The following is a 12,607-nucleotide window of genomic DNA, read 5'->3' on the forward strand; positions in this document are numbered from 1 at the left end:
GAAGATTTATTGATGAAAACCATTGTCCAAATTATGTTTTTGGTGTAATCTTGTCCATATTAATAAAAGAGTCGGAATGAAGCCGACTCTTTTTTGTAAATAGTACTTTTATATATTTCTCTTAGGGAAAATTTTGTTACCAATTTTCATACCTAGTTTCAACCACAAAAAGCTAAATCCTACTAAAATAAACATTGCTAACATCTCACCAAAAGTATTATATAAAAAGTCTGGTATTATTGGAAGAAGTAAAATTGTCGTAATACAAAGTAAAGTGATTTGAAAAATAATAACAAAGCCTAGTACTGGGATAGAGATTTTATTCTCTGCTTTCAATGTAAATACCTCCTAAAAAATTTCTGCATATTGATATCTCATTATATGAACTTCAACACTTAACTATTCTATTCATGTAATAAAAGAAGGTCTCTTAATATCATAAGGTTTTAAATATAATGAATTTAAAGTGGACTATTTACCCATAGTCTGGAAGTTCAGAAAAGTAGAATTTAATATTAATAATAGTATCTACCTTTATAATCCACTGTAAAGTCACTTTTCACAGTTCTTGAAGGTAAATTTATACCGCCTATTCCTGCACTAAATTTCCCTAATACTTCTGACCAAAAGAAATTGTAGCCTTTTCCACCCTGTTTTTCTAGGTATTCAGTGCCATTATAATGATATCCTATATGTTCCGATTCTCCCCAAGCATACCTACTTGCAGAAGTGATTTTTGTCCCGTCACTAAAGACTACTATTCTATGATAGTATGTCCCCAATAGAATACCAAATACGTTTTTTAATGGATGTGTTAAAGTTCTTCTATACTCTGCAGTTGGTTGTATTAATGAACCTTCTGACGACTTAATTGGCTTAATATTGGTAGTGTCAACAATAAAAAAGGCTCTTGTCGCTAACTTCATGTCCTCAGATAAAGTATTGTAGAGTTTATTAAACTCCGAGTCACTTAAATCTTGGTTATTGATTTTTTTCATAACTGGTTCTACTTGTCTTATGAATTCTCTTACATATTCTTTCTCGCTTTCTGTATAGCTTGACCAAATTTCTGCCATATCCTCGCCATCTTCTACAACTCTTAACATTTTTTCGGTCAACGCTTTTCCATCGCTTAATGGTAATGATTCTGCCTTTGCTATAATGCCATTACTAGGTAAAGATAAAGTAATTATAGTTATCACTATTGTACTTATCAACAAATTAAAAATACTTTTTTTCAATTCAGCCAACTCCTTCTTATTTTTTCCATTGCCAACCTAATACTTAAAGACCTTCTCTTCAATCATATGGATTTTTTTCTATTAAATCCCTTAATATCCTTAATATACTAAAATAGTATTTTTTTCCTAGTCTACCCTAGAAACTGAATGAAGATTAATAACAATTCTAAGACATAACAAAGGTTAGAATTACTAATTAATCTTTAACAGTTATTGCTATTTTGATACTAATAAAAGTACATTTCCTTATTTTCTAATGAAGCATTACCATAAATACATAGTTATGAGGAAAACTTGAAAAACAGCATTTTATAGAAGGATAATATTTAGAAATAGCGAATAGTAATTATATGCATACTCGTGATGTAATTAAGCCAAAGTGACATTCTTCTTCTGTAGTTCCTTATGCACTTTCTCCAAGTCAACTGGAAAATAACCTTTCTCAATAGCCTGTTTCTCCGGAAAGAGAAACGCTTCTAGACATGGATTGGTCATGGTATAGTTCAAACGCTCTACACCTAGTTTCTTAGCGAACGACATCGGAGACTGTATTCCTTGAATGGCCAGTGGCAGAACTAATGGTTCTATGACTGACCCCTTCAAAATACAATTCCAGAATCTCACGACAATTAACCATAAAAAAACCTCCTGTATAATAATGTCATGCATGTTTGCATGCTACTTCATTATACAAAAGGCTATTCTATAGTGGCTCTCTATTCCGCAGAAGATGGCTCTCATCTCCGCATAAGTGGCTCAATTCATCCGCAATAATCAGGAAGTAGATAATTAAAGAAACGTTGTTGTATCAAGGTTTCAAACTGTTCGCTAATGGTACGCATAACAAAAGCTATGCAAAAATTAGGAGTCAAGGGGCGTTCTCAGGCAGTCGTAGAGCTCATCCATATGGGTGAATTAAAGCTCTAGAAAAAACCGACTTTCCTTAATAGGAAGTCGGTTTTTATTTTATGAGGAGGCTCAACAGCGGCCATAGGATGCGCGCAGTGTATTTCCGGAGCGGGTATGATGCGCTATTGAACATTATTAGATACGTCACACTTTCCATCAACTGTAAAAGAAAAGACAACAATCAATTTGATTACAGTCCTATTTATTGACTGGAACTAGTAACTGATATTTTTTCCTTTATATGATCACCCAACGGAAGTGGCTTCCCTGTAGTTGAATTAATATATACAATTCGCCCTCTACCAGTAAGGCATACTTCTTCATCCTGATTAACACCCATATAGTGAATATCAAATGATGTATTACCTACTTTTGAAGCCTTAACATACATATGCAAACTGTCTTCGAAGAACAATTGTCTTAGATAATCACATTGTAAATCAGCTACTATCGGAATTCCTTCTGTATTTCCCTCATCTCCAAAAACCCCAACTGTTTTTAAATATTCTATGCGAGCTTCTTCAAAATAAATAAATGGACTGACATTATTCACATGACCAAACATATCCGTCTCAGAAAAACGGATTCGAATTGGTATAGAAAATGTAAATTCTTCCCTCCATGTAGTAAAGTCTTCAATATATGATATCTTTCTCATGATTTAGTCTCCCTTTCTCACTGATGAAAAAAAGACCCCTACCTATCATGAAGTAAGGGTCTTGTTGTTCATTTACAAATTAATGTGCGTTATCGCTACCAAAGAAATTCTTAAAAGATTGTACAGTAGCAGCACGGTTCATAGCTGCAATTGAAGTTGTTAAAGGAATACCTTTTGGACATACTTGAACACAGTTTTGTGCGTTACCGCAACCAACTAGTCCGCCTTCTTCCATTAAACCTTCTAATCTTTCACTTGCATTCATTTCACCTGTTGGATGTGAGTTAAATAAACGAGCTTGGGAGATAGCTGCAGGTCCAATAAAGTTTGATTTATCATTAACATTTGGACAAGCTTCTAAACAAACCCCACAAGTCATACATTTTGATAGTTCATATGCCCATTGACGTTTTTTCTCTGGCATACGTGGTCCCGGACCTAAATCATACGTACCATCGATAGGTATCCATGCCTTAACCTGTTTCAGAGCGTCGAACATGCGCTCGCGATCAATAACTAAGTCACGAACTACAGGGAAAGTCGACATTGGTTCCAATCGTATTGGTTGTTCTAATTCATCCACTAGAGCAGCACAAGATTGTCTAGGTGTTCCGTTAATTACCATAGAACAAGCTCCACAAACCTCTTCCAAACAGTTCATATCCCATGCTACTGGTGTCGTTTTTTCCCCTTTAGCAGTAATGGGATTTTTTCGTATTTCCATTAACCCAGAAATAACGTTCATATTTTTACGATATGGAACATTAAATGTTTCGTTATATGGAGCAGAATCTGGGCTATCTTGACGTGTAATAATAAATGTAACAGTCTTTTGTTCAGCCATTTTCACTTACTCCCTTCCCTTTTTGTTTTCTCGTCTTAATGTTTTGTCGTATAATCTCGTTTACGTGGCGGTATTAATGACACATCGACTTCTTCATACGATAATACTGGTGAATTAGTTTCTGCATCAAATTCCGCAATGGTTGTCTTTAGAAATTCCTCATCATTACGCTCTGGGAATTCAGGCTTATAATGTGCGCCGCGGCTCTCATTACGATTGTATGCACCAATTGTAATAACACGAGCTAGGTGTAGCATGTTTTTAAGCTGACGAGTGAACATAACCCCTTGGTTATTCCAGCGAGAAGTATCATTGATATTGATATTTTCAAAGCGCTCAAGTAACTCTTGAATCTTTTCATCAGTTTTTAGTAGTTTCGCATTTTCACGTACTACCGTAACATTATCTGTCATCCATTCACCCAACTCATGGTGAATTTGATAGGCATTTTCTTCCCCACTCATATTCATTAGTGCTTCAAATTTCTCTTCTTCTTCTTTAACTCGATTCTCATATAGACTAGAATCTAAATCTTCCGCATGCTTATCTAAGCCTTCTGTATATTCAATTGCTTTAGGTCCAGCAACCATACCGCCATATATTGCAGATAGCAATGAGTTTGCACCTAAACGGTTTCCACCATGCTGAGAGTAATCACATTCCCCAGCAGCAAAAATACCAGGGATACTTGTCATTTGATTATAATCAACCCATAGTCCACCCATTGAATAGTGAACAGCTGGGAAAATTTTCATTGGAACTTTACGTGGATCTTCTCCTACGAATTTTTCATAGATTTCGATGATTCCACCAAGTTTAACATCAAGTTCTTTCGGATCTTTATGAGAAAGGTCAAGATATACCATGTTCTCACCATTGATACCTAACTTCTGGTTCACACAGACATCAAAAATTTCACGTGTTGCAATATCACGTGGTACAAGGTTTCCATATGCCGGATATTTTTCCTCAAGGAAGTACCATGGTTCACCATCTTTATAAGTCCAAACGCGTCCACCTTCACCGCGAGCAGATTCACTCATTAGACGTAGCTTGTCGTCCCCAGGAATCGCCGTAGGGTGGATTTGTATAAATTCACCATTTGCATATTTAGCACCTTGTTGATAAAGAATTGATGCCGCAGACCCTGTATTAATCATGGAGTTAGTAGACTTACCAAAAATAATTCCCGGTCCACCAGTAGCCATAATAGTTGCATCAGATGGGAAAGACTTAATTTCATGTGTCTTCATATCTTGAGCGACGATTCCTCGTCCGACACCTTCTTCATCAAGAACTGCTCCTAGGAATTCCCATCCCTCATATTTCGTTACTAAACCTTCAACTTCGTATCTACGAACTTGTTCGTCTAGAGCATATAATAATTGCTGACCTGTTGTTGCCCCAGCAAATGCAGTACGGTGGTGTTGTGTACCTCCAAAGCGTCGGAAGTCCAGTAGACCTTCAGGTGTACGATTAAACATAACACCCATACGGTCTAACATATTAATAATTCCCGGTGCCGCTTCACACATTGCTTTAACCGGTGGTTGGTTTGCTAAGAAGTCTCCTCCGTAAACGGTATCATCAAAGTGAATCCAAGGAGAATCCCCTTCCCCTTTTGTATTAACTGCACCATTAATACCACCTTGAGCACATACAGAGTGAGAACGTTTAACTGGAACAATGGAAAATAAGTCAACGCTTACACCAGCTTCAGCAGCCTTGATTGTTGCCATTAGACCCGCTAAGCCTCCGCCGACAACAGCGATTTTACGGTTACTCATTATAAACCTCACTCCTTCTCTATTTAATTAAACTCCATAAGCGAATGTAATTAATGTTCTAATTCCGATATAACTAACTACTAAAAATACTAGAATAGTAGCGTATGTAACAATTTTTTGTGATCTTGGTGATTGCGCAATACCCCAAGAGACTAAGAAGCCCCATAAGCCATTTGCAAAGTGGAATACTGCTGAAAGAACACCAATAACATAAAACCAAAACATTACTGGGTTATCTAATATTCCCTCCATTAGGCTATAATCAACCGATGCATTTCCAAGTGCCACTTGTACACGAGTTTCAAACACATGCCATGCAATAAATACTAACGTTACGATTCCAGTGATACGCTGTAAAAAGAATAGCCAGTTTCGTAAAAACCCATATCTTTTCACATTGTTTTTTGCGACAAATACAATATACACCCCAAGAATTGCATGGAAAAGAATTGGTAAATAAATAATAAAGATTTCTAATGCTAGCATGAATGGAAGACTCGACATAAAGCCTGCCGCTTTATTAAAGCTTTCCTCTCCATACACCGCAAAATGGTTTATTACCAAGTGTTGAACCAAGAAAATCCCTATTGGAACTACACCTAATAATGAGTGTAATCTCCTATAAAAATACTCCCTATGTTCCGCCATGTGATACCCCCCTTAGTTCTTCTGTTGAATTTTAATGATTAGTCTGACATTTCGCATAAAATAGATAAGTCTATTTTTGTCCAAAATGTAGATTTTACAACATATTTATTGTACGACTATCTCCAATTAGCGTCAAGAAAAGGTATTCATTTTTCACTTATCCAAAAATTCATTTTCAGGAACTAAATACCCTTGCGTTAAAATTAAAATGCATGGATAATATCTATATACTAATAATGTTACTATGTGACTTTTACATAATAGGAAGGAATCTAACAATGAAAAGAAACCACGAGACGCTTCCAATTGAATTACTCGATAAGATTCAATCATCTGGAGCTGGATATGATTTACTACGATATGTGAGTTTACCGGATGTTTTTGGTTCTGAGTCAGAAGCATTACTTTATTTTATGGGTAGAAGCTTAGCAAGAAAAATGGAGATTAAGGCTTTAAGTGATATTATTTACTTCTTTGAAAAAGTTGGCTGGGGGCGATTAGAATTATTTAAAGAGAAAAGTAACAAACTGGAATTTCATTTGCTTGCCGATGCTGTTGTGCAACGTTTATCGATGCCAGTGGATGTTGAATTCCGTCTTGAAGCTGGCTTTCTTGCAGAAGCTATTACCATTATTAAGGGTGTAGAGTGTGAGTGTATTGAAGAGGTAAGGAAAAAAATTCACCAGGTTGAATTTACGGTAATCTTTGTTGAATAAAAGGATGCTGGGACTTATTCCCTTAATTGGGGATTAGTCTTCAGCATCCTCTTTTAATTCCGGTTTATTTAAATGATCTAGTACTATCTCAGCAATATTTTGCGGAATTCCCAATTTAGTAATCTCTTGAATCGATGCATCCCGAATTTCTTTTACCGACTTAAAATGAGACAATAATAATTTTCTTCTTTTCTCACCAACACCAGGTATTTTATCTAACTCTGATTGGAATAAATTTTTCCCACGAAGTTGTCTATGAAAGGTGATTGCAAAACGATGTACCTCATCTTGAATACGTTGAATTAAATAAAACTCTTGCGATTGCCTTGATAATGGAACAATACTTGGCGGCTCACCATACAATAATTCACTCGTTCTATGTTTATCATCCTTCGCTAGTCCACATAAGGGAATATCTAGCCCTAACTCATTTTCTAGCACATCCAACGCTGCATTCATTTGCCCCTTACCACCATCAACAAGAATCAAATCTGGCAATGGAAGAGATTCCTTTAGTACACGCGTATATCTCCTTCTAATTACTTCCCTCATTGTTTCGTAGTCATCCGGTCCTATAACATCTTTAATTTTATATTTTCGATAATCTTTCTTACTCGGTTTACCATCTACAAAAACAACCATTGCTGAAACTGGGTCTGTTCCTTGAATGTTGGAGTTATCGAATGCCTCGATACGAAGTGGATTTTCGATATTCAATGCACTACCTAGTTTTTCAACTGCTAGAATAGTTCGCTCCTCATCCCGTTCAATAATGGAAAACTTCTCGAATAAAGAAGCCTTCGCATTTTCCATTGCGAGTTCTACTAATTCTTTTTTCTTACCACGATAAGGTGTGTGAACATCAATCTCTAATAACTCATTCAAAAGCTCCGTTTCAGTACCAATTGGAACGAAGATTTGTTTTGGTTTCGGATGGTTTTCGTGTAAATAAAATCGCCCGATAAAACTGATAAATGTTTCCTCTGGCTCATCAAAGAATGGAAAAACAGAAACATCCCGTTCTATTAGCTTTCCTTGTCTTATAAAGAATACTTGAATACACATCCAACCTTTATCAAAACCGTATCCGAATACATCACGGTCAATCCTATCACTTAAGGTCATTTTTTGTTGTTCCATCACAACTTCAATATGTTGGATTTGGTCACGAAGTTCCTTAGCCCTTTCAAAGTTTAATTGTTCACTTGCTTCCAGCATTTTTCTAGTCAGATTGCCTTTTATTTTCTTAAATCCACCTTGTAAGAATGATTGAATTTCATGAATTATATCCCTGTAAAACTCTTCTGCAGGTGGATTGTCGCTACATGCTAAACACTGATTCATATGATAGTACAAGCAAGGTCTTCCCGAGGGATTATTACATTTCCTTAAAGGATAAAGCCGATCAAGTAACTTCTTTGTTTCTCTTGCGGCAATAACGTTCGGATAGGGACCAAAGTATTTCCCTTTGTCTTTTTTTACTTTACGAGTAATAAGTAGTCTTGGGTGCCTTTCAGAGGTAATTTTTAAATATGGGTAAGACTTATCGTCCTTTAGCATGACATTATATTTCGGGTCATACTTTTTAATTAAATTCATTTCCAAGATAAGTGCTTCTATCTCGGAGGAAGTAATAATATATTCAAAATCAACTATTTCTTGAACTAGTCTTGCGGTCTTTTGATCATGAGCACCAGTAAAGTATGAACGCACTCTATTTTTTAATAATTTTGATTTCCCAACATAAATGATTGTATTATGCCTATCTTTCATAAGATAGCAACCAGGTTTAGCAGGTAAAACTGCCAATTTTTCTTGTATTTTCTGGTTCATTCTCGTCATTCCTTTAAATAAATGTACTACTAGAAAATAATCCCCTGTCACAATATGCAACAAGGGATTGTCTGTTCATGATAAAGATTTATAAGATTAAGCGTGCTTATTAATTAGTTCAACAAGTGCTTCTTTTGGTTGGAAACCAATTACTTGATCCACCACATTTCCATCTTTTAACAGTAGCAATGTCGGAATACTCATTACTCCATACTTACTAGCTGTTTCTTGATTTTCGTCTACGTCCAATTTAACGATTTGTACTTTATCAGACATTTCGCCATCTACCTCTTCAAGTACTGGCGCAATCATTTTACAAGGTCCACACCAAGGAGCCCAAAAATCAACTAATACTAAATCTTTTGCAGTTTCATCTGCAAAGTTTTGATCGGTTACATGTTTAATCGCCATTCTAAATCCTCCTCTTCTTACATCATTTCAAGATGAGTATACCATTATTAAATAATCCTTACTAACAGTTTGCTTATTCTAGAAATTCTTATCCAAACAATTAATGTGTAAAAAGATCTAACCCAACAACTAGGTTAGATCTTTTTATATAAACTATGCATTAACTTTCAGGTTTTTAATTTCTTCTGTAAGGATAGGAATTACTTCAAATAGGTCTCCTACGATTCCATAATCGGCAACATTAAAGATATTTGCTTCTGGATCTTTATTGATTGCAACAATCACCTTAGAATTTGACATCCCAGCAAGGTGTTGAATGGCACCAGAAATTCCAACTGCAATATACAAATCTGGCGTAACTACCTTTCCAGTTTGACCAATTTGTAAGGAATAGTCACAATAATCCGCATCACAGGCTCCACGAGATGCACCTACTGCACCACCCAGAACATCCGCTAATTCATATAATGGCTTAAACCCTTCTGCACTCTTCACACCGCGTCCACCCGCAACAACAACTTTTGCCTCAGAAAGATCAACTCCGTCTGTTGCTTTTCGTAGCACTTCTTTAATCACCGTACGCAAGTCTGAAATATCTACTGTTTTCTCGACTACTTCTCCAGAACGAGAATCGTCACGGTCTAATGATTGAATATTGTTTGGACGAACCGTAGCAAATACAAGTCCTTCTGTAATTATTTTATTTTCAAATGCCTTACCAGAGTAAATTGGTCTTGTGAATACAACTTGATCACCAACTAAATTAATCTCCACAACATCTGAAATTAAGCCAATTTCTAATTTACTAGCAATCTTTGGCGTTAAATCTTTTCCAACTGCAGTATGGCCCATTACAATTCCAGAAGGATTTTCATCATCTATTATAGCTAACACCGCTTGACCATAACCATCTGAAGTGTATGTGGCTAACTTTTCATGGGAAACTGTGACAACTCGGTCCGCTCCATAATAAATCATTTCCTGTGCTTGACTATTTAAACTCTCTTTTCCACAAAGAACACCAACTACTTCAGCACCAGCATTTACTTTTTTCGCTGCAGCGATCGCTTCGAAAGTAACATTACGTAATACACCGTCTCTAGATTCACCAATTACAAGTATTTTTTCACTCATCATAATTTCTCCTTTCTGTCATCCAATTAAAGTACTTTCGCTTCGTTTCTAAGCAGCGAAACAAGCTCTTTTACTTGAGCATCTATTTCACCTTCTAATACTCTTCCAGCTTCTTTCTCAGGTGGTAAGAAAATATCAACAGTTTTTGTTTTTGGTTCAAGTTCGTCTTCATCAAGATCGAGATCATCAATTTCCAACTCTTCTAGTGGCTTCTTTTTCGCTTTCATAATACCTGGTAATGAAGGATATCTAGGTTCATTCAATCCTTGTTGACAAGTAACAAGAAGTGGTAGTGACGTTTCTATTTTTTCTACATCACCTTCGACGTCCTTATCAATTTTTGCTGTATCCCCATCAATTTCTAAGTTAGTAATTGTCGTTACATAGTTAATACCTAAACGCTCAGCAAGTCTTGGACCAACTTGGCCACTAGCTTCATCAATTGCAACATTACCAGCTAGAATTAAGTCAACCTCTTTATCTTCAAAAAACGCTTCCAAAATTTTGGTTGTTGTAAATTGGTCACCTTCTTCTTGGGTCTCTTCTATATTAATAAGAACTGCTTTATCTGCACCCATTGCAAGTGCTGTACGAAGCTGTTTTTCAGAATCCTCATCACCAATAGTGACAACGCTTACTTCCCCACCATGCTCGTCACGTTGTTTAATTGCTTCCTCTACCGCATATTCATCATATGGGTTTATGATGAATTCAGCTCCGTCATCTTCAATACGTCCATCTGATACTACGATTTTTTCTTCCGTATCAAATGTCTTCTTTAATAAAACATAAATATTCATATGATTTCCTCCTCTTATTTCTCTATTTATCTATAAAATTAGGCTTTCGTTTTTCAATGAAAGCTTGAACCCCTTCTTTTGCATCTTCTGAACCAAAGATTTCTCCAAATGCTTTAGCTTCAGCCTGAACACCTGCCGAGAAACTCTCAACCTTTGCATATGGAATTAATTGCATGATTCGATTGATAGTAGGCTTGCTTTTAGATGCAATTTTTGTTGCTAGCTTATTAGCTACATCAAATATCTCTTCTTCGCTTGTTACTTGGTTAACCAAACCATAATCATATGCCTCATTAGCAGTAATTGGATCCCCAGATAAAATCATTTCATATGCTTTTGCTGTTCCCACATACTGTGGTAATCGTTGCGTTCCAGCAAATCCTGGAATGATACCAAGTGTTAACTCAGGAAGACCTAACCTTGCATTTTCAGTAGCGATTCGAATATGACAGGATAATGCCAGCTCCATTCCACCACCCAGTGCAGCACCATGTATGGCCGCTATTACAGGTATAGAAAAATGCTCAATACGATCAAATAATTTTTGACCATACTCTGAAAGTGATTGATAGTCGGAAGCTTCTTGTAATGAAGTAAACTCCTTAATATCCGCTCCAGCTGAGAAGAATCTACCTTCCCCTTTTAGGATAACAGCTTTAGCTTTAACCTCTTTTTCTATTAAATCTAGTTTCCGGGAAAGCGCCTTCAATAGTTTGCTAGATAAAGCATTAGCTGGTGGGCTCTGAATAGTTAATGTTGCTACATGCCCTTGTAGTTCATAAGAAATCATTTCCAAACAAATACACCCCTTCTCTAAAAATCTGAGTAGTCCTTAACCTGAATATACATTATTAATCCTTATCATTTTGTGTATCCAGGTTTCTTAGAAAATTCAAAGGTTAAATTTATTTTAACTTAGCCAATTAATATTCCGTAATAAAATTATGTAATTTAATTGGCTACAATACCTTTCGTAATTAACTGATGAACAGCAGGAGCAAGTGTTACTAAATCATATTTTTCCTCATTCATAACCCAGTTCGTTACCGTTTCATCAAGCGTTCCAAAAACCATCTGTCTGATCAATGGTACATTTATATCACTTCTAAATAAATTTTCTTCCATTCCCTCTTTAATAATACCATCAATTACAACTAAGTAGGGTTTTAATATTCGATTAATTTCCTGACGTAATGTAAGATTGGACTGCCTTAGCTCCAATTGTGTTACAATCGCTAAATGATGGTTTGCAGCGAGTTGACCAAAATGCATTTCTATCAAGGTAAGTAACTTTTCACTAGCATTTTCTTTCAGACTAGTTGCTACAGCAATTTGTTCAATAAATTGTCCCATCTTTTCTTCAAAAACGGAGATTAATATATCTTCTTTATTCTTAAAATATAAGTATATCGTACCGTCGGCGACTCCTGCTTTTTTGGCTATTTTCGAAACTTGAGATGCATGATAACCATTTTCAGCAATAACATCTACCGCAGCCTCAATTATTAACTTGTATTTCGGTTTATTATTCTTCATTACTTTTCTCCTTCAAGTGTACAAGCGCAATAAATAAATAAATGAATGAATCATCATTCATTTATTATTGTAATACTCAAATCATGTAAT

Annotated in this window: 14 protein-coding genes and 1 pseudogene; 2 read left to right on the forward strand and 13 right to left on the reverse strand. The window is 35.8% G+C overall.

Annotated features, from left to right (window positions below; translation table 11 throughout):
• Positions 1-108: 108 nt before the first annotated feature.
• The 3 genes from K332_RS0104455 to K332_RS21915 form a co-directional block, all read right to left on the reverse strand.
• Positions 109-336: a hypothetical protein gene (locus K332_RS0104455; RefSeq protein ID WP_026906365.1), complete on the reverse strand. Its 228-nt coding sequence runs from the start codon at positions 334-336 to the stop codon at positions 109-111.
• 179 nt (positions 337-515) lie between these two features.
• Entirely contained in the window at positions 516-1,241 is a 726-nt protein-coding gene (locus K332_RS0104460; RefSeq protein WP_026906366.1) for a hypothetical protein, read from the reverse strand.
• 369 nt (positions 1,242-1,610) lie between these two features.
• Positions 1,611-1,844: a hypothetical protein gene (locus K332_RS21915; RefSeq protein WP_211237401.1), complete on the reverse strand. Its 234-nt coding sequence runs from the start codon at positions 1,842-1,844 to the stop codon at positions 1,611-1,613.
• Between the two features lie 237 nt (positions 1,845-2,081).
• On the opposite strand from K332_RS21915, the pseudogene K332_RS23885 reads away from it, so the two are divergent.
• A pseudogene (locus tag K332_RS23885) lies at positions 2,082-2,168 on the forward strand (helix-turn-helix transcriptional regulator); the annotation flags it as partial.
• Positions 2,169-2,352: 184 nt separating this feature from the next.
• Here the strand turns inward: K332_RS23885 and K332_RS0104470 are convergent.
• The 4 genes from K332_RS0104470 to K332_RS0104485 form a co-directional block, all read right to left on the reverse strand.
• Positions 2,353-2,808 carry an acyl-CoA thioesterase gene (locus K332_RS0104470; protein WP_026906368.1) on the reverse strand — a complete coding sequence of 152 codons (456 nt, stop codon included), beginning with the start codon at positions 2,806-2,808 and terminating at the stop codon, positions 2,353-2,355.
• Positions 2,809-2,887: 79 nt separating this feature from the next.
• Positions 2,888-3,652, reverse strand: a complete 765-nt coding sequence (gene sdhB / locus K332_RS0104475) for a succinate dehydrogenase iron-sulfur subunit (protein ID WP_026906369.1) — start codon at positions 3,650-3,652, stop codon at positions 2,888-2,890.
• A gap of 35 nt (positions 3,653-3,687) precedes the next feature.
• A complete protein-coding gene (sdhA, locus tag K332_RS0104480) occupies positions 3,688-5,439 on the reverse strand; it encodes a succinate dehydrogenase flavoprotein subunit (RefSeq protein ID WP_026906370.1) in 1,752 nt (583 codons plus the stop codon).
• A 27-nt stretch (positions 5,440-5,466) separates the two neighbouring features.
• A complete protein-coding gene (locus K332_RS0104485) occupies positions 5,467-6,087 on the reverse strand; it encodes a succinate dehydrogenase cytochrome b558 subunit (protein WP_026906371.1) in 621 nt (206 codons plus the stop codon).
• Positions 6,088-6,365: 278 nt separating this feature from the next.
• On the opposite strand from K332_RS0104485, the gene K332_RS0104490 reads away from it, so the two are divergent.
• A complete protein-coding gene (locus K332_RS0104490; RefSeq protein ID WP_026906372.1) occupies positions 6,366-6,803 on the forward strand; it encodes a DUF2507 domain-containing protein in 438 nt (145 codons plus the stop codon).
• 33 nt (positions 6,804-6,836) lie between these two features.
• Here the strand turns inward: K332_RS0104490 and uvrC are convergent, their stop codons facing one another.
• The 6 genes from uvrC to K332_RS0104520 form a co-directional block, all read right to left on the reverse strand.
• Positions 6,837-8,636 (reverse strand): excinuclease ABC subunit UvrC, encoded by a 1,800-nt coding sequence (uvrC, locus tag K332_RS0104495; protein ID WP_026906373.1) that lies wholly within the window; start codon positions 8,634-8,636, stop codon positions 6,837-6,839.
• Between the two features lie 96 nt (positions 8,637-8,732).
• Entirely contained in the window at positions 8,733-9,047 is a 315-nt protein-coding gene (gene trxA, locus K332_RS0104500; protein ID WP_026906374.1) for a thioredoxin, read from the reverse strand.
• A 153-nt stretch (positions 9,048-9,200) separates the two neighbouring features.
• Positions 9,201-10,181: an electron transfer flavoprotein subunit alpha/FixB family protein gene (locus K332_RS0104505; protein ID WP_026906375.1), complete on the reverse strand. Its 981-nt coding sequence runs from the start codon at positions 10,179-10,181 to the stop codon at positions 9,201-9,203.
• A 26-nt stretch (positions 10,182-10,207) separates the two neighbouring features.
• Entirely contained in the window at positions 10,208-10,981 is a 774-nt protein-coding gene (locus K332_RS0104510; RefSeq protein WP_026906376.1) for an electron transfer flavoprotein subunit beta/FixA family protein, read from the reverse strand.
• Positions 10,982-11,003: 22 nt separating this feature from the next.
• On the reverse strand, positions 11,004-11,777 hold the full coding sequence (locus K332_RS0104515) for an enoyl-CoA hydratase (RefSeq protein ID WP_026906377.1): 774 nt from the start codon (positions 11,775-11,777) through the stop codon (positions 11,004-11,006).
• 155 nt (positions 11,778-11,932) lie between these two features.
• The gene (locus K332_RS0104520; protein ID WP_026906378.1) at positions 11,933-12,517 is read right to left on the reverse strand and encodes a fatty acid metabolism transcriptional regulator FadR; all 585 of its coding nucleotides are present in this window, start codon (positions 12,515-12,517) and stop codon (positions 11,933-11,935) included.
• Between the last annotated feature and the right edge of the window lie 90 nt (positions 12,518-12,607).

Origin of the sequence: Paucisalibacillus globulus DSM 18846 (assembly GCF_000482485.1) — a bacterium.
Taxonomy (GTDB): Bacteria; Bacillota; Bacilli; order Bacillales; family Amphibacillaceae; genus Ornithinibacillus; species Ornithinibacillus globulus.

Coding starts and splice junctions, on each gene's coding strand:
- K332_RS0104470 (WP_026906368.1), bottom strand. CDS start 2,808: ATGAGAAAGATATCATATATTGAAGACTTTACTACATGGAGGGAAGAA.
- sdhB (WP_026906369.1), bottom strand. CDS start 3,652: ATGGCTGAACAAAAGACTGTTACATTTATTATTACACGTCAAGATAGC.
- sdhA (WP_026906370.1), bottom strand. CDS start 5,439: ATGAGTAACCGTAAAATCGCTGTTGTCGGCGGAGGCTTAGCGGGTCTA.
- K332_RS0104485 (WP_026906371.1), bottom strand. CDS start 6,087: ATGGCGGAACATAGGGAGTATTTTTATAGGAGATTACACTCATTATTA.
- K332_RS0104490 (WP_026906372.1), top strand. CDS start 6,366: ATGAAAAGAAACCACGAGACGCTTCCAATTGAATTACTCGATAAGATT.
- uvrC (WP_026906373.1), bottom strand. CDS start 8,636: ATGAACCAGAAAATACAAGAAAAATTGGCAGTTTTACCTGCTAAACCT.
- trxA (WP_026906374.1), bottom strand. CDS start 9,047: ATGGCGATTAAACATGTAACCGATCAAAACTTTGCAGATGAAACTGCA.
- K332_RS0104505 (WP_026906375.1), bottom strand. CDS start 10,181: ATGAGTGAAAAAATACTTGTAATTGGTGAATCTAGAGACGGTGTATTA.
- K332_RS0104510 (WP_026906376.1), bottom strand. CDS start 10,981: ATGAATATTTATGTTTTATTAAAGAAGACATTTGATACGGAAGAAAAA.
- K332_RS0104520 (WP_026906378.1), bottom strand. CDS start 12,517: ATGAAGAATAATAAACCGAAATACAAGTTAATAATTGAGGCTGCGGTA.